At 59.7% G+C, this 15,828-nt stretch carries 16 protein-coding genes and 1 pseudogene; 4 read left to right on the forward strand and 13 right to left on the reverse strand.

Features of this window, described 5'->3' with window-relative positions; all coding sequences use genetic code 11:
• Window positions 1-2: 2 nt before the first annotated feature.
• The 3 genes from BSU04_RS14200 to BSU04_RS14210 form a co-directional block, all read right to left on the reverse strand.
• On the reverse strand, window positions 3-764 hold the full coding sequence (locus BSU04_RS14200) for an HpcH/HpaI aldolase family protein (protein ID WP_089161186.1): 762 nt from the start codon (window positions 762-764) through the stop codon (window positions 3-5).
• Window positions 765-910: 146 nt separating this feature from the next.
• The gene (locus tag BSU04_RS14205) at window positions 911-1,849 is read right to left on the reverse strand and encodes an NADP-dependent oxidoreductase (RefSeq protein WP_089161187.1); all 939 of its coding nucleotides are present in this window, start codon (window positions 1,847-1,849) and stop codon (window positions 911-913) included.
• The gene (locus tag BSU04_RS14210) at window positions 1,846-2,298 is read right to left on the reverse strand and encodes a hypothetical protein (RefSeq protein WP_089161188.1); all 453 of its coding nucleotides are present in this window, start codon (window positions 2,296-2,298) and stop codon (window positions 1,846-1,848) included. Before BSU04_RS14210 ends, BSU04_RS14205 begins: the two co-directional genes overlap by 4 nt.
• 157 nt (window positions 2,299-2,455) lie before the next feature.
• Here BSU04_RS14210 and BSU04_RS14215 point away from each other — a divergent pair, with 157 nt between their 5' ends.
• Window positions 2,456-3,160, forward strand: coding sequence for an EthD family reductase (locus tag BSU04_RS14215; protein ID WP_089161189.1), 705 nt, complete (start codon window positions 2,456-2,458; stop codon window positions 3,158-3,160).
• A 27-nt stretch (window positions 3,161-3,187) separates the two neighbouring features.
• Here BSU04_RS14215 and hpaC read toward each other — a convergent pair whose 3' ends face one another.
• Together hpaC and BSU04_RS14225 are read right to left on the reverse strand one after the other, a co-directional pair.
• The gene (gene hpaC, locus BSU04_RS14220) at window positions 3,188-3,706 is read right to left on the reverse strand and encodes a 4-hydroxyphenylacetate 3-monooxygenase, reductase component (RefSeq protein WP_089161190.1); all 519 of its coding nucleotides are present in this window, start codon (window positions 3,704-3,706) and stop codon (window positions 3,188-3,190) included.
• A 13-nt stretch (window positions 3,707-3,719) separates the two neighbouring features.
• On the reverse strand, window positions 3,720-4,913 hold the full coding sequence (locus BSU04_RS14225) for an acyl-CoA dehydrogenase family protein (RefSeq protein ID WP_089161191.1): 1,194 nt from the start codon (window positions 4,911-4,913) through the stop codon (window positions 3,720-3,722).
• 95 nt (window positions 4,914-5,008) lie between these two features.
• On the opposite strand from BSU04_RS14225, the gene BSU04_RS14230 reads away from it, so the two are divergent.
• On the forward strand, window positions 5,009-5,926 hold the full coding sequence (locus BSU04_RS14230; protein ID WP_089161257.1) for a LysR family transcriptional regulator: 918 nt from the start codon (window positions 5,009-5,011) through the stop codon (window positions 5,924-5,926).
• A gap of 16 nt (window positions 5,927-5,942) precedes the next feature.
• Here the strand turns inward: BSU04_RS14230 and BSU04_RS14235 are convergent, their stop codons facing one another.
• From BSU04_RS14235 to BSU04_RS14265, 7 genes are all read right to left on the reverse strand, one after another.
• On the reverse strand, window positions 5,943-6,716 hold the full coding sequence (locus BSU04_RS14235; protein ID WP_089161192.1) for a class II aldolase/adducin family protein: 774 nt from the start codon (window positions 6,714-6,716) through the stop codon (window positions 5,943-5,945).
• Between the two features lie 440 nt (window positions 6,717-7,156).
• Window positions 7,157-7,522: an L-rhamnose mutarotase gene (locus tag BSU04_RS14240; RefSeq protein WP_256982716.1), complete on the reverse strand. Its 366-nt coding sequence runs from the start codon at window positions 7,520-7,522 to the stop codon at window positions 7,157-7,159.
• A gap of 3 nt (window positions 7,523-7,525) precedes the next feature.
• Window positions 7,526-8,644, reverse strand: a complete 1,119-nt coding sequence (locus BSU04_RS14245) for a mandelate racemase/muconate lactonizing enzyme family protein (protein WP_089161193.1) — start codon at window positions 8,642-8,644, stop codon at window positions 7,526-7,528.
• A gap of 33 nt (window positions 8,645-8,677) precedes the next feature.
• Complete coding sequence (locus BSU04_RS14250; protein ID WP_089161259.1) at window positions 8,678-9,508, reverse strand: carbohydrate ABC transporter permease; 831 nt, start codon at window positions 9,506-9,508, stop codon at window positions 8,678-8,680.
• 34 nt (window positions 9,509-9,542) lie between these two features.
• Window positions 9,543-10,397, reverse strand: a complete 855-nt coding sequence (locus BSU04_RS14255) for a carbohydrate ABC transporter permease (protein WP_306427193.1) — start codon at window positions 10,395-10,397, stop codon at window positions 9,543-9,545.
• A gap of 99 nt (window positions 10,398-10,496) precedes the next feature.
• Window positions 10,497-11,831, reverse strand: coding sequence for an ABC transporter substrate-binding protein (locus BSU04_RS14260; RefSeq protein ID WP_089161195.1), 1,335 nt, complete (start codon window positions 11,829-11,831; stop codon window positions 10,497-10,499).
• 71 nt (window positions 11,832-11,902) lie between these two features.
• Window positions 11,903-12,967 (reverse strand): ABC transporter ATP-binding protein, encoded by a 1,065-nt coding sequence (locus tag BSU04_RS14265; protein WP_089161260.1) that lies wholly within the window; start codon window positions 12,965-12,967, stop codon window positions 11,903-11,905.
• A 280-nt stretch (window positions 12,968-13,247) separates the two neighbouring features.
• Between BSU04_RS14265 and BSU04_RS14270 the strand changes: the two genes are divergently transcribed.
• Both BSU04_RS14270 and BSU04_RS14275 read left to right on the forward strand, forming a co-directional pair.
• Entirely contained in the window at window positions 13,248-14,039 is a 792-nt protein-coding gene (locus tag BSU04_RS14270; protein WP_089161196.1) for an IclR family transcriptional regulator, read from the forward strand.
• Window positions 14,040-14,092: 53 nt separating this feature from the next.
• Window positions 14,093-14,257 (forward strand): annotated as a pseudogene (locus tag BSU04_RS14275) (cupin domain-containing protein); the annotation flags it as partial.
• A gap of 520 nt (window positions 14,258-14,777) precedes the next feature.
• On the opposite strand, the gene BSU04_RS14280 reads toward BSU04_RS14275, so the two are convergent.
• On the reverse strand, window positions 14,778-15,752 hold the full coding sequence (locus tag BSU04_RS14280) for a VTT domain-containing protein (RefSeq protein ID WP_144021236.1): 975 nt from the start codon (window positions 15,750-15,752) through the stop codon (window positions 14,778-14,780).
• Window positions 15,753-15,828 lie beyond the last annotated feature (76 nt).

Below are 15,828 nucleotides of genomic sequence, written 5' to 3' on the forward strand. Positions count from 1 at the left end.
GCTCAATCTTTGAGCGCAGAAACGGCTTGATCGAACCCGGCGCGCACCACTTCGATGTCGCTTGCGGCTACTACGAAATCGAAACCCAACGCGCGAGCGGCCAGCGCGTCCTGGGTCGACCCGGTGTAGATGCCGCAGGGAAGATGGTTCGCGCGGGCGGCCTTCAAAATGCGCGCGCAGTCCTGCTCGATCACGTCCGGCGCCACATCGCCGCGCGACAAGGACAGGTCGCCCGTGCCGATAAACAGATAGCCCAGCCCTTCCACGGCGGCGATCGCTTCGACTTGCTCCACGCCCGCGACCGTCTCGATCATGACGCCAATCGAGATCCGCCCGCCATCGTTTTTCATTGCTGCCATGCCGGCTATCAACGGCCTGACGCCGCCTGCCGAGCGTTGTCCGAAGGGCGGATAGCGGCCGAAGGAGACGGCGCGGCGGGCCTCATCGGCGGATTCGACTAGCGGAACCAATGCCGACGCAGCGCCGGCATCCAGCGCTTCGGCAATCGCCTGCCCCGAGTTCTCGCCCACACGCACGATCACCGGAACCTGATACCGCACCTGGCCGATCACCGCTTCAAGCGCGGTGCGTTCCCACAACCCATGCTGCCGGTCAATCACGATCAGATCGGGCTCGGCGGTCATGCCAATCTCTACGAGCGGCGTGCTGCCCATTGCGAACCACACGCACGACAGCGCGCGTTTTTCCGCGAACGCTTTTTGCATCGACTGGGGCGCGGGGCGGACATCGGGAATTTTTTGCATCGTATAGTTGCGAGGACTTCTTCAGAAAGCGGGTTGGAGTGCGCGGGTTGAACCGCGCGGGTCGGAACTCAATCAACTGACCTGCGACCGCGTTTACAACATTCTGAATTCAGATTATTGGGTTAAAAATTGGACGTCAAGCGTTTTCAACTCCCGTCCTCTATGTTCAACACGATCCGGCCCCGTGTGATCTGACCCGCTTCAAACTGGCGGTGTGCATCGGCGGCGTCGGCGAGTGGGAGCGTGGTCATTACGCTCGGTGTGAGTGCGCCTTCGGTGGCGAGTTGCGCGACGGCATGGAGCGCTTCCGAGTCGTCGGGAATCATTGCGCGCGTGACGGTGACGCCGTATTGTCCGGCCTGGTTTTCAAACGGCGTCGCAGTCAGGTAGACGAGCTGGCCACCCGCTTTCAATACCTGATACGACCGAGCGTGCGTCTCGCCGCCAATCAGGTCGAACACGACATCGAAATGACGCAGCACGCTGAAGTCATCGCGGTCGTAGGCCACCGCTCGATGCGCGCCGAGCCCCAGCACATAGTCGATATTCGCCGCGCGACAGGTCGTTGTAACGTTGAGCCCGCGATGACGCGCGAGCTGGATCATCTGGCTGCCAACCGCGCCCGCGCCGCCATGAATCAGCACGCTCATGCCTTTCGATAGCCTCGCGGTCCGGCACATCGAGATCCAGGCGCTGATGCCAGGCTGGAGCAACGCGGCGGCTTGCGAGGTCGAAAGATTCGAAGGCTTTTTCACCACGCGTGATGGCGCACAAACGATCGCTTCGGCGTAGGTCCCGCTGCGCATCGGATCAGCCGCGACGCAAACTTCATCGCCTGATGAAAACCCCGCAACCCCCTCGCCGATTTGATCGATGACACCTACGCCGTCACGTCCCGGGATCTTCGGGAATGTCAGCGAGAAATGCGCTTGCAAGGCGCCGGAGCGCAGCTTTGCATCGATCGGCGATACCCCCGCGGCCCTCAGCCGAACACGAACTTCGTTCGGTCCCGCAACAGGGTCATCGAGCGTGACGACTTCGAGGACATCCGGCGTGCCGTACTGCGAATACTGGATCGCTTTCATGCCGGCGCTGTGTCACAGTCACGACCCGATTCAAGCAGCGCCCGGATCAGGAACATCTCGGTTTCGTGCGTCGAGCAGATTTGCGCCCACGCGTCGTCGGATTGCGTGGCGAGCCGCCAGGTGAAAAGCGTGATGACTGCCGTGCCTTCGGGATGCCCCAACGCCGGGCCATCGAATACACGAGCGGCATTGCGAAATCGCAGGCCTTCTTCATGTCCGCCGACCTCGTAATCGATCGTCAATGCGGCAGGATCGGCGTGAATCCGCACCCAGGTTTCAGCGCCCGTGAACACCGATTCCCCAACGAACGTCTTCGCCCCAACCGTTCTGCGCTTCCAGCTACCCAACGCCCATCGGCCTTGGCGCTCGCCATCGGCCATGAGTAAAAACGCGCGCCGGGCGTCAGCCTGAACGCGAATGCTGCTGCTATGACAATGCGCATCGATCACGTTGAAATTCCAGATAGATTTTTCGAAAAGGGCGTGAACGTAAAAATCACGCTCAAAGCTTTTTGCAACATTCTGAATTCAGATTATGATCGGACGCACAGTTCGTCAAGCGACGTTTCCAAATCGTCTTCAGCCTGCCCAACCGGAAGCAAAACTCATGGATGTCTGCCTCTTTTTGATTGCGACCGAGCGCGCAACGACCGATGTGGCTCAAGCGGTCGATCCGCAGGCGATTCACTCTATTGCTGCGACCATGCCCGGAATCAAACGCGCTGTGGTCCACGTGCCCGTGGAAGGCGGGGCGAACGACCCCTATCTGCATGCCGAGCCGCCACCGCGTTGCACGCTGCAGTTCTATTTCGAGGGTATCGACGCGCTGGAAAACGTCTTGCGCGAAGGCGGCAATGCGCATGCGCTAGTGAATCTGACAGGATTGAAAGAGTGCGACCTGGCGCAGCAGGTCATGGCTGTGCGGCGCTTTCCGGTGCCCGATCCAGGCTCGCAACCGGCCGATGACCCTCGCTGCACGTATATGGTCAGCTACGAGGGTCCTGCAGAAGATCTGAACGCGTGGCTGGGTCACTACATCGATAGTCACCCGCCCATCATGGCGCGTTTTCCAGGCATTCGGGAGATCGAGATCTACACGCGGATGGACTATCGCGGCGCACTGCCGGTTGCGCGATCGCACGCCATGCAGCGCAACAAGGTGGTCTTCGATTCGCCCGACGCGTTGAACGCCGCGCTGGCGTCGCCGGTGCGCCACGAGATGCGCGCCGACTTCAAGAACTTCCCGCCGTTCAGCGGCGCGAACCTGCATTTCCCGATGATCAGTGTCGCGCGCAACTTCCCGAACGACTGACCGACGAGCGAAACGTGCCCCACGCTTTCAACAAGCAGCCGGCGCTCTCTCCACCCGCGCCAGCCGATGAAAATCGCGATCGAAATAGATCAGGCCGTCGCCATCGTGGCGCACCACCATGTCGGCGATTTCCACGAACATCACCGAGTGCGACCCAACCGTCTTCCGCTCCACAATCCGCCCTTCCAGGCTCGCGAGAGCATCGGCCAAAACGGGTGTCCCCAGCAGCCCCGCGGTCCAGGTCTGTTGCTCGAAGCGTGCGTTCATCGGCAACTTGGTCATGCCCGCGAAGTGCCGCGCCAGCTCCTGCTGATTGCCGGGCAGCACATTGATGCAGACGTGCCCATTCCCCGCGAAGACCGCGTGCGCGGCGCTCGACTGGTTCACGCAGACCAGCATGGTCGGCGGGCTATCCGTTACCGAACAGACCGCGCTCGCCGTGATCCCGCAGCGGCCATGCGGGCCATCGGTCGTAATGATGTTCACGGCCGCCGACAGATGCGCCATGGCTTCTCGGAACAACTTGCGGTTATCGACTTCGTTCATGCTGTCTCCATGCTTACGGATACGGCGTGATCGTGGGCGCAATGCCCGCGAAAATGGCGCCGGCGCCGTCGTAGGTCGCCTCGCCCAGAAAGGCGTGCTGCGTGACGACCATGGAATCGCGAACGAGGCGCTGCATCCGGTTGTTCCGGTAGATTGCCGCCACACCGGCCAGCCGGTAAGCCTGCTGAACCACATCCGCGCACACATGGGCGGCGTGCGTGGCGCTCAGGCGCAACAGGCTCGCTTGCTCGGGCGTAACCGGCTGGCCGGCGATGATCGAGTTCCAGGCATCGTCGGACGCTTGATAAAAGAACGCGCGGGCGCTGCGCCACTGGGCTTCAGCACGACCCAGCTCGATGCGAAAGTAAGCGCGATCCGCCAGGCGCGGCGCGCCGGTCGTCGTTTTCGTGCCGCCGGACATCTCCGCCGCCAGGTCGAGCGCCGCGCGTGCCAGTCCGACGTTGACCGCCGCGTGGACTTCGGCCTGATACGAAACGGCCGGATATTTGTACAAAGGTTCATCGATTACCGCGCCGCTGCCGCGCACAAAGGTCCACGGATCGGCGACGAACTTGTCTTTCAGGCGCAGGTCGTGGCTGCCCGTGCCCTGCATGCCGACCACATTCCAGTTATCGACGATCTCGACTTCTTCAGCGCGAAACACGGCCGTCAGCGGCTTGCCGGCGTTCGGACTGTCGCTGCCGGCTGGCGCCCCGCCGATGCCCACGCCGATCCAGTCCGCGCCCTTGCAGCCGCTCGCGAAGTGCCATTGACCGCTCACGGTCCAGCCACCCGCTGCAGCAACGGCAGGTTGTACGGGGTAAAGACCACCGGCAAAGACCTGATCCGGGCCGCTCGCATAAATTTCACGCTGCGTTTGCACGGGCAACGCCGCGAGATAGACGTTGGCGGAGCCGAACGCGGCCACCCACGCGGTCGACCCGTCAGCCACCGCGATGCGTTCCAGCACGCGCATGAAATCAGCGGGTGCGAGCGCGTCGCCGCCGAAGCATCTGGGCGTGCTTGCGCGGAAAATGCGAGCGCGCTTCATGGTCGCGATCATGTCGCGGGGGACGTGCGAGAGTTGGTCGAATTCATCGCGACGCTCAGCGATTTCCGCGATCACATCGTCCAGCGCGAGCGGATTGGCAATCACGCTCGATGCGCGGGTGAGGGTCGCCAGCTTGGGGTCGTCTGCGAGATTCATCGGGGCTCCGGCGTCGTGTTGTATCGGTTGAATGGCTTGCCCTCAAGATAGAATCGACGCACATATGCGTCAAATTCGCACCAATAATGGATGCCATGAACCAGACGAATAGCGGTCTCACCGATCTCAACCTGTTGCGCGTATTCCTCGCGATCTGGGACTTGCGCAGCCTCACCGCGGCGGGCGAACGGCTCGGTCTCACGCAACCCGCCGTGAGTCATTCGCTGCGGCGCCTGCGTACCTTGTTCGACGATCCGCTGTTCGTGCGCACGCCGCAGACCATGGTGCCGACCGAGGCCGCGATCCGCCTTCATGGTCCGCTCGATGAAGCGTTCGGCATCATCAGCCTTGCGATGCAGGCGCACGGTCACTTCGATCCCGCGACCGCGTCACGCGTGTTCAAGATATCGATGTCGGATATGTCTGAGTTCTACTTCTTGCCGCCCTTGCTCGCCGCATTGGAAAGCACGGCGCCGAAGGTGCGCTTCGAGGTCGTGCAGCTCGCGTCGGAGTCGGCGGGCGCGGCCATGCGTGCAGGCGAGATCGATCTCGCGCTCGGCTACGTGCCGGGGCTGGAGGAAGGCTGCTTAGGCGACACGCTGTTTTCGGACGAACACGTGTGCCTGGTTCGCGCGGGACATCCGCTGAAAGGGAAGAAGGCGTCGAAGCAGGATCTGGCCGGTTTGCGATACGTCTATGCAAGCACGAACGCCACCGGGCATCGGATGATCGAGCAATGGCTCGCGGAACTCGGCATGGAGCGCGATATCGTGCTGCGGCTGCCGCATTTCATCGTGGCGCCGGAGATCGTCCGGACCACGGATCTTGCGGTGATCTTTCCGCGCAGCATCGCCGAGCGCTTTAATCGCGCTCACGCATTCCGGTTGCTGGCGTTACCGTTCGATTTGCCGGCCATCGAAGTAAAAATCCACACGCATGTGCGATTCTCAAGCGATGCCGGCATCCAGTGGCTACGCGATGTGCTGATGGACATGTTCGCCGTGCAGCCGTGAGGCGGTTTTGGCCGTGTTACTGCCTGTAGCTGGTGTCGGTGCGGTCCAGGCGGCGAATCAGCGCGTCAAGGACCTGATCTCCGCCGCCGAAGCGCGGATCGTATTGAAGCGCATCGCGGGTCGAGCGCTCACTGATTTTCGGATCTACAAGCAGTGTCTTGCCGCGCATTGAATGCGTCGCGAGCTGGATTTCGCACGCGCGGTTCAACGTCCAGATCAGCACGAACGCGTGGCCGAGCGTGGCGCCATGCGCGAGCAAGCCGTGATTGCGCAGGATCATCAGCCGCTTGTCATTGAGCGACGCCAGCATCCGCGATTTCTCTTCATCGTGCACGGTCGTGCCTTCAAACGTGTGATAGGCGACCTTGTCGTACAGCTGCGACGAATAGATGTTGTTGTCCTCCAGCCCTTCCTCCATGCAGGCAACAGCGACGCTCGCCGTGGTGTGGATATGCATGACGCAATGCGCATCCGGGACATTCGCATGTACCGCACTGTGGATGGTCAGGCCGGCCGGATTGACGGGGTACTGGCTTTCGCTGAGGACTTTGCCGGTCAGGTCGATCTTCACCAGATTCGATGCGGTGACTTCGTCGTAAGCGAGTCCGAACGGATTGATGAGGAGCTGATCGTCGGTGCCAGGTACGCGCAGCGTGATGTGGTTGAAGATCAGCTCGTGCCAGCCCAGCATGAAGAACACGCGATACGTCGCGGCCAGTTTGAGGCGCGCAGCCCATTCCACATCGCTGCAAATAATCGGACGAGTTGCACCAGTTTCCACGACGGTCATATTCAGCTCCAAGCCAGCTTTATTCAGTTTCAAGCGAATGAGGAACGGATAAGGAATTCTGAATTCACTTTATCAGAATCAGATTTTTGAGTCTATTATTCATTGCATGGCTGGGCGGGCAGCGAGTGTGCCGCCTGGAAAGCTGGGGTCGGTTTGCTTACGCGGGTAAGAAAGATCGGAGTGCGCGAAGGTGGTGATTTGCGCGGCTTAATGTTCTCTTAAGTCTCGCGTCTTACGATGCGTCTCATTGATCCCCCTGTAGTACCCCCTCTTCAGGCCGCTTTTGCGGCCTTCTTTTTTTAGGTACGACCGATGAAGACCCTTTGGCGTTTGTGCGCAGTAGCGGTATGCCTGGTCGGCGGCGTCGGTATTGCGGTGTGGCTCTTTTCCGTGATCGTGCGTATTGTCTGATCGAGCAGGCTCGACCAACACTCACGCGCTCAGCTTTCATCGCCCTTTTTCTGAGCTTGCATATTGAACGCCAGCTTCATTGGCTGCCATTCAGCGCTCGTCGCACCCGGCAGCGGACATTGAAAGCTCGCCATCAACGCATTCCACTCAGTCACGCGCGGATGCACATCCGCGCCCGCCACGAGTTTGTCAAAGCTGAAGTCCGGCTCCGTTTCAATCAACATCACCAGCCGCGTGTCGCGCCGCCAGATCGTCATATCGACAATGCCTGACGCTCGCAGCGCATCCAGCACTTCGGGCCAGACCGCTTCGTGATACCGGTCGTATTGCGCGATGACTTCAGGATCGTCGCGTAGATCGAGTGACAGGCAATGGCGCATGACCTTCGTGATCATGGCTTAAGCGGCAGCGCGGGTATCGACGCAAACATGCATGCGCTGCGTCGCGTCAATCGCATCCCAATCCCAGTCGATACCAATCCCCGGCTCCATCGGCGCGACCGCATAACCGTGCTCGATCTGAACCTGCTTACCGGTCAACGCATCAAGTTGAGGAATATATTCGAGCCACGTTGCATTCGGCACGGCCGCGCACAAACTCACATGCAGCTCCATCAGGAAGTGCGGGCAGATGGACACGTTCATGGTCTCGGCCAGATGCGCCACTTTCAGCCACGGCGTGATTCCGCCCACGCGCGCGACATCGGCCTGAACGATCGAGCATGCATCGGCCTTCAGGTACTCGGCGAATTGTGCGGGGTGATACATCGATTCCCCAACCGCAATTGGCACCGGACTCGCGGCGCAAAGCCGCTGATGCGCAGCGATATTTTCAGCGGGCATGGGCTCTTCCAGCCACGCAAGCCGCAACGGTTCGAACGCATGCGCGCGGCGGATGGCTTCAGATAACGTGAAACCCTGATTCGCGTCGACCATGATCTCGAAGTCGTCGCCCATCGCGTCGCGTACAGCCGTGAGCCGCCGGGTGTCTTCGGCCAGATGCGGACGCCCGACCTTGATCTTCGCGCCATGAAAACCGGCAGCGCGCGCTTGCAAGGTTTGATCGACGAGTTCTGCCTCCGACAAATGCAACCACCCGCCTTCGGTGGAATACGTGCGCGTGCGCGGCTTCGAACCGCCGGCTGCGACCCACAAGGGCAGGTTCGCCACGCGTGTGTTGCGGTCCCATAGAGCGGTATCGATTGCGGCCAGCGCCAGGCTCGTAATCGCGCCAACAGCCGTCGCGTGCGTATGAAAAAAGAGGTCGCGCCAAATGGCTTCGTACGCGGCCGGATCGCGTCCAATCAGCAACGGCGCCAGATGATCGTGCAGCAATGCGACGATCGACGACCCGCCCGTGCCGATGGTGTACGTATAACCCGTGCCCACGCTGCCGTCGCTGCAATGGAGCGTCACCAGCACGGTCTCCTGCACCACGAACGACTGGATTGCATCCGTGCGTTTGACTTTGGGTTGAAGGTCGACCTGACGGATGTCGACGGTATCGATAGTTGTCATTTTTTAGTTCCCTCTAAAGCGTGTTCAGCCTGTTCAACCTTTTACGCCGCCGAGCGTCAGGCCCGCGATCAGATGTTTCTGCACGATGAAGGTCAGCACGATCGCCGGAATAATGATGATCACGGCCATCGCGCACATGCCGGCCCAGTCGACCGAAAACTGCGCGGTGAAGTCCATCAAACCGACGGGCAGCGTCTTCGTATCGGGACTTCGGCACAATTGCGTGGCCAGTGCGAATTCATTCCAGCTTGTGAGAAACGCAAAGATTCCCGCCGATGCAATCCCGCTTTTTGCGAGCGGCAACTCGATGCGCCAGAACGCCTGCCAACGGTTACATCCATCAATCTGCGCCGCCTGCGACAACTCGATCGGCACCTCGCGAAAGAAGCCGTCGATGAGCCATACGGTGAACGGCACGTTCATCGCGAGATAAACGAGGATCACGCCAATGCGCGTATCGAGCAGACCGGTCCATGCCCACAGCATAAAGATAGGCAGCGACAGCGCGATGCCTGGAATCGCACGGGTGAGCATCAGCGCCACGAACATGACCTTCTTGTGCCTGAACTCGAAACGCGCGAACGCATAACCGCCAAGCACGCCGATCGCAAGCGCTGCAATCGTGCTCACACAAGAAATGATCAGCGAATTCAGGAAATACTGGCTGATGGGCAGCGACGCCATTTGCCCGTAGCCGAACATGCTCTTGAAGTTATCGAGCGTGTAGCTTGAGCCGACCAGCGGCGATTGATTCGACAAAATCGCCACGTTCGAACGGAACGCGTTGAGCACGACCCACAGCCCCGGCAAGCAGATGATCGCCATCACGATAAACACGCCGAACCACAGCGCCGACTTGCGCATGAACGCGCCCTTGATTGCCATATCGCTCATGATGTCAGGCAGGCCCCATGTGTTTGCGCGCGCCGCTTAACTTGCGGAAGAAGTAAAGCGTGAAGAGGATGGACACGAGCACCGAGACATAGGCGATGGCGTTGGCGTAACCCATGCGCGAGTCGTCGTAGGCAATGCGTCCGACCATTGTCCAAAGCAATTCCGTGCGGCCGCCTGGACCGCCGTTCGTCATGATCCGCACGATGTCGTAGGCTCGGCCTACATCGAGAGAACGGATCGTCATCGAGATATAGATGAACGGCATCAGGTACGGCAGCGTCACGTAGCGGAAGGTCTGCCAAGAGGTGCAGCCATCCACCTTCGATGCTTCTATCGGATCTTTCGGCAGCGCCATCAAACCCGCCAGCAGGATCACCGCGAAGATGGGCGTCGAATTCCATACCTCGGCCGCGATCAGCGACGCGAGCGCGGAGTTGGCATTGACGAGAAACGGGAACGCCGACTTCGCGCCGAACAGCGTCTGCATCAGGTTGTTCACAATGCCCGTGCTGTCGTTGAGCATGAACTTGAACTGGAAGCCGACAAGCACCGGCGAGAACATCATCGGGAACATCATCACCGTGCGTAATGCGCGCTGACCTTTCGTCACTTGATTGAGCAGCAGCGCCACGCCAAGACCCAGCAACAGTTCAAGATTCAGCGCAATGGTGAGGAACAGGATCGTGCGGCCAAACGCGGCCCAGAAGTCGCCATTCGTAAACGCACGTTCGTAATTACGCCAGCCGATCCAGTGGGAAAGGGTCTCGGGGTCGGTCAAGCGATACGCCGTGAAGCTCGTATAAAACGAGAACAACAGCGGCAGGATCACCACGATCCCGACCGCCAGGAACGCGGGCATCAGCAGCTTGATCGGCAGCGGTATGCGTCTGCGCGGTGTGGCCAAGGCAGGCTCGCCGCCGATCGAGTAAGGCGTGTTGGATTGCATATTGATCGTCGGTTACTGGTTGTCCGCCGCGTCCTGCATAATGTCCGCGACCTTTTTCGCCGCCTTGTCGAGCGCTTGCTGCGAGGTTTCGTCGCCGATGATCGCCTTCTGCAATTCCGGCCACAGCGCGTTGGAAATCTCATTCCATTGCGCAATGCGCGGCGGGGTGAACGAGTCTTCCTTTGCGGCCTGACTGAAAGTCGCTACCGCGTCCGCCATGAAATGATCGTCCTTCGCCTTGAACTCCTGCACGATGGCCTGCTGCGCATCGATGCGCGAAGGAATCGAGCCGAGGCGCGCTTCGACCATTTGCGAATCCTTGCTCGTCAGGAACTGGATGAAACTCGCTGCCACTTCCGGCCGTGCGCACACTTTCGTGATCGAGAAGCTATGCGAACCCGACCAGCCCGGCCGCTTGTTGGCCGCACCCAGCGGTGCACGAACCACGCCTACGTTGCCAGCCAGTTTCGATGTTTTAGGGTCGTTATAGAACGATGCGAAACCCGGCCAATCGAGATCGAGCGCGACCTTGCCCGAGGCAAAGTTGTTGCCAAGATCATCCCAGACATAGCTCGGCACGCCCTTCGGTACCACGCCCGCTTTGTACAAATTGACGAACCAGTCGAGCGTCTTCACGCCCACCGGCGAATTGAACGTAGGCTGCATCTTTGCATCGAGCAACTGGCCCCCGTTTGCTACCAGCAGCGAGTAGAACGTGCCTGTCAGCGCTTCGTCCTTGCCCGGGAATTGGGTGCCGTAGAAGTTCGGCGCCTTCGTGAAGAACGTTGCCTGCTGCGTGTACTCGGCGAACGTCTTCGGGGGCCCGAGGTCCTCGCCGAATTTTTTCTTGTACGCATCGCGATTCGCCGGATCGGCGTAAGCGGTCTTGTTGTAATAGAGCGCTTCAATATCTGTTGATCGCGGGATCTGGACAAGCTGGCCCTTCACCTCGGACTGCTTCAGCAAGGCGGGCGCGAACGCGGCGAGATAGCTCGCAGGGAACAAACCCTTGAGGTCACGGAAGATGGGATATTGCGCAGAAAAATTCGTATGATTCGACGACACACAATAGTCGATATGCTGCGAAGCAATGTCCTGCTTCAACTCGCGATCCAGCTCGAAGTGACTCTTGCGCGAGACGATCTCCACCTTCGCGCCGGTCTCCTTTTCCCACAGCGGAATGCGGGTGTACAGCGCTTCATATTGCACGCCGCCGATCAGCTTGACGCGCAACGTATAGCCCTTGTATTCGTTGTCGGCGCGTGCCGCGGTCGTGGCAACCAGACCCGCCAAAGCCAGTACCGACACGGTGATCTTGAGGCCGGTTTTTATCGAATCCCTAACCATGATGATTCATCTCCTTTGTTATGTGCCGCGACGTCGAGCGGTACGGCTTGCGTGTGATTGTTTCCAGCTTTCTAGCGCAGCCGGCGACTGGTGCTGGTATCGAAGACAAGGGTGTTCTCAAGCTCGGCATCAAGGCGGATACCCTGCTCCGGGCGCACCAACAAACGGCCGTTCACGATGACGCAGCAGCGCTGTCCCGCGACGGTGCCGAATAACTCGGTCGAGGCCCCCGTTGGTTCGACTACATCGACGTTGAATGGAATGCCGCCCGTCTGCGCCACCACAAGATGCTCGGGCCGCACGCCAACCGTTACCTCTTGCCCGTCTTTAGCGTTGACGACAGGCACTTGTATCGAGAAGTCGCCAATGCGCACCCGCGCGCCATCGTTTTGCAACTCGTAGCGGCCGGCAAAGAGGTTCATGGAAGGCGAGCCGATAAAGCTTGCGACAAACAGGTTGTCGGGGTCGTCGTAGAGTTCCAGCGGCGCGCCAATCTGCTCGATCGCGCCAGCGTTCAGCACGACGATGCGGTCCGCCATCGTCATTGCTTCAATCTGATCGTGCGTCACGTAGACCGTCGTTGCACGCAAGCGTTGATGCAGCGCCTTGATTTCCGCGCGCATTTGAACGCGTAGCTTCGCGTCGAGGTTCGACAATGGTTCGTCGAAGAGGAACACCTTCGGGTCACGCACGATCGCGCGCCCCATTGCCACGCGTTGACGCTGGCCGCCGGACAAGTGGCGCGGGTATCGGCCGAGCAGGTCCTGAAGCCCGAGAATGGTTGCCGCCTGATTCGCACGTGCCGCGATCTCATCGGGCTTCAGGTCGCGCAGCTTCAGCGCGAACGTGAGGTTCTCGAGCACGCTCATATGCGGATACAGCGCGTAGTTCTGGAACACCATGGCGATGTCCCGGTCCTTCGGCGGCAAGTCGTTGACCACGCGGCCGTCGATCAGAATCCGTCCATGCGTCACGCCTTCCAGTCCCGCCAGCGCACGCAGCAAAGTCGACTTGCCGCACCCGCTCGGTCCCACGAGCACGAGAAACTCGCCGTCCGCCACAGTCAGGTCGATCTGCTTCAACACCTGTACGGCGCCGAACGACTTCTGCACCTGTTTGAATGCCACTTCAGCCATCAGCGTCGTCTCCATGCGACTCACTCCGCGTTGCGGATCTCGTGTCTCGCGCGTCTTGCGGACCCCTTTTCCATCGATGCAAATCATTTTAAAGATAAAACGCTATTTCATACATGAATTTTCATTGGTGTTTTCCCGATGACCGCATGCCCCGGTTTTCCTGCAACGATGGCGTCTAACGCAACGGTTCGACGATCTACAATCACGCCATGCGATTGCCGGATCTCGTTACGTTGAGACCGGTTGAAGACGGACATCTGGCTTGGGGCAAGGAGAGATTTTGGACAACACGCGATACTCAGCGCCGGCGCTCGAAAAGGGGCTGGACATCATCGAACTGCTGGCGAGTCATCCGGAGGGCTTGTCGCTGGCTGACTTGGGGAAGACACTCGGACGCACGACCGCAGAGATTTTTCGCATGGTCGTCACATTGGAGACGCGCGGATATCTGCTGGCGATAGGTGACCGGTACGTGTTGTCGTTGTTGCTGTTCCAGCTTGCCCATCGTCATCAGCCGGTGCGCTCGCTGGTGACCACGGCGCTGCCGTTGATGACGCAACTGGCCAACGACGTCAAGCAGTCGTTCCACCTGTGCGTGTATCAGGACGGGCGCGTGTTGATTGTCGCGGGGGTGGAGAGTCCGGAACGCTGGGGCTTTTCGTTGAAGGTGGGCACGCTGATCGGCATGACCGATACCGCTTCGGGACAAGTGCTGATGGCGTTCCAGGAAGAACTGGAACGCAAGCGGATGCTTAAGCTGCACGTCCCCGTTGATGGTGAACTTCCGGTCGATGCGAAACAGCTTGCTGCGGATCTGACGCGGATCAAGGAACGTGGACATGCGCGCATGCCTAGCCGCCAGGTCAAGGGGGTCAAGAATCTCGCTTACCCAGTGTTTGGACGAAACGGACACGCCATTGCTTCGTTGACCACGCCGTTCATCGAACGGATTGATCAAGCCCCGGTCCCTGCCATGAACGAGGTGGGGGACAGGATGAGAACAGCAGCGCAAACGCTGACCGAGCTAATGGGGTTGAATGTGTATTGGGAGCCTGGTGCTGGTGCGGGTTGAAGCACGTCCCGCTGCTTTGCCACGTCGCTGCTTCAAGAATGAAGGAAAAAGCAGTCCATTTGCCTGAAGGATCAATGCATGCGGTGCCTCGCGGCGTTCTGCACAATCCGGTAGCGGAAGAAGAATGCTGGATCGCATTGATCGAGCCGGTGACGTCCAAACATACCGGCAATGTAGAAAGCCTGCTGACGAAATCGCTTGCACAGCAACTCGCCTGATTGGATTAACCTGATTAAATCAACCCTCAATAAGCTGATTTATAACCAAGCGTCCCGGCGGCTTTCCTTAAGGGTAAAAGCGCAGCGAGTCCGACGACCAGGCGTCTCGCCACGCCCAGTCGCCGGCACGCCACCTCTCCCCTCGTTAACTATTTAATTCGCTTCGTTTCATCTACCGCTTCTTACCCGCTTCTTAATCGCTCCTTACCTCTTACCGGTTGAACGCCCCCGTTATTCCATCCCCGTCACGTTTTTTCACCGGCTGCCTCGTGCTGAACTTCAGTGTCAGCTTGCCCCCGTCCGATCCTTTGGAGTCCCGATAGCGGCAGCGCAAACGTTTGTACGCGGCACGGCTATTTGTTTTATTTGCTTGGAGTAGCTTAGGACTTCTTTGCTCGAATCGTTAGGCTCATTTAGCCACGAGATTTCGTGACGCGCATCCCTACTAAAGCAGGCATACAAATGTGCGTACGCGCGCTCGAGGGAGTCGCGCCCGAACCGGTCCAAGCAGAGCGGCGCACTAGAACCGCGCCATAGATGCCGCGAACAAATTCAACTCGGGCGGCAGCGGCTCAACCGCATAACCACGGCGTACCCACTCGTCCAGGCCGCCGGATAAAACGCGAACGTTCACGACGTGTTTCCCGAGCAACTGCTTGCGAATCTTCCTGACAGTCGCATCGTTGGGATACATGCTGTACACAACAATGTTGCTCGCCGAAAGATTCGCATCCATGGTGTCGAGCGATTCGACATCGAGCAGCAATGCCCCCGGGATTCGATACGACTCGTCGCGCCGGACCGAGACCGGACGCGCATCGAGAATCAAAGGCGGCGAACTGGACCGCATCATCCGGTAGAGCCGCTCGGGCGAGACAATCCTGCGGCTCAGCCATTTCCTGAAACGCCAGCGCAGGAGGTACCGATATGCCAGATACACGACCGCGGCGGTGAACAGGACGTCGAGTATCGATCCCCCGTGGGGTCTGAGCACACTCAGCAACAACCCAAGTTGCCGCTCGAACAACGCGCCACCCAGCAACCAGAACGCAGCCCAGGCCACCGTGCCCAACGCATCCCATGCTACAAAAACAACCGGCGCGATCTGCGTGGTGCCCATCAGCGGCGGCGTAATGAGCGCAAGGCCTGGAACAAACTTCGACACCGCCACGATCGCCACGCCAAAACGTTCGAACAACGCACGCGTGGTACGCACGCTTGCATCGAGCGATAACGAGATACGCCCGAGAAAATCGGTCAGGCGACGCCCATAGATACGCCCCGCAGAAAACCACACACCGTCCCCGAGCAACGCGGCGACTACCGCAGCACACAGCACGTGGGAGAAAACCAGGTTCCCGCCGGCGATCGCGGAGCCGGCAAAGACAAGCACGGGGATAGCCGGCAGCGGTACACCCAGCCGCGTGGCCAGCACATTGGCGAAGACTGCCGCGCTTCCCCAGTTCTCAATTGCCGAGGGTGGAATTTGTATCAAGTACCCGCCTCCTGAAGCATTCGGTATCGTCTAGCCGCCGCTTCATTTCATAGTGCGTTCAAAGTTCATCGTTTCA

Source organism: Caballeronia sordidicola (assembly GCF_002220365.1).
Taxonomy (GTDB): Bacteria; Pseudomonadota; Gammaproteobacteria; order Burkholderiales; family Burkholderiaceae; genus Caballeronia; species Caballeronia sordidicola_C.

Coding starts and splice junctions, on each gene's coding strand:
- BSU04_RS14200 (WP_089161186.1), bottom strand. CDS start 764: ATGCAAAAAATTCCCGATGTCCGCCCCGCGCCCCAGTCGATGCAAAAA.
- BSU04_RS14205 (WP_089161187.1), bottom strand. CDS start 1,849: ATGAAAGCGATCCAGTATTCGCAGTACGGCACGCCGGATGTCCTCGAA.
- BSU04_RS14215 (WP_089161189.1), top strand. CDS start 2,456: ATGGATGTCTGCCTCTTTTTGATTGCGACCGAGCGCGCAACGACCGAT.
- hpaC (WP_089161190.1), bottom strand. CDS start 3,706: ATGAACGAAGTCGATAACCGCAAGTTGTTCCGAGAAGCCATGGCGCAT.
- BSU04_RS14225 (WP_089161191.1), bottom strand. CDS start 4,913: ATGAATCTCGCAGACGACCCCAAGCTGGCGACCCTCACCCGCGCATCG.
- BSU04_RS14230 (WP_089161257.1), top strand. CDS start 5,009: ATGAACCAGACGAATAGCGGTCTCACCGATCTCAACCTGTTGCGCGTA.
- BSU04_RS14235 (WP_089161192.1), bottom strand. CDS start 6,716: ATGACCGTCGTGGAAACTGGTGCAACTCGTCCGATTATTTGCAGCGAT.
- BSU04_RS14240 (WP_256982716.1), bottom strand. CDS start 7,522: ATGATCACGAAGGTCATGCGCCATTGCCTGTCACTCGATCTACGCGAC.
- BSU04_RS14245 (WP_089161193.1), bottom strand. CDS start 8,644: ATGACAACTATCGATACCGTCGACATCCGTCAGGTCGACCTTCAACCC.
- BSU04_RS14250 (WP_089161259.1), bottom strand. CDS start 9,508: ATGCGCAAGTCGGCGCTGTGGTTCGGCGTGTTTATCGTGATGGCGATC.
- BSU04_RS14255 (WP_306427193.1), bottom strand. CDS start 10,397: ATGCCCGCGTTCCTGGCGGTCGGGATCGTGGTGATCCTGCCGCTGTTG.
- BSU04_RS14260 (WP_089161195.1), bottom strand. CDS start 11,831: ATGGTTAGGGATTCGATAAAAACCGGCCTCAAGATCACCGTGTCGGTA.
- BSU04_RS14265 (WP_089161260.1), bottom strand. CDS start 12,967: ATGGCTGAAGTGGCATTCAAACAGGTGCAGAAGTCGTTCGGCGCCGTA.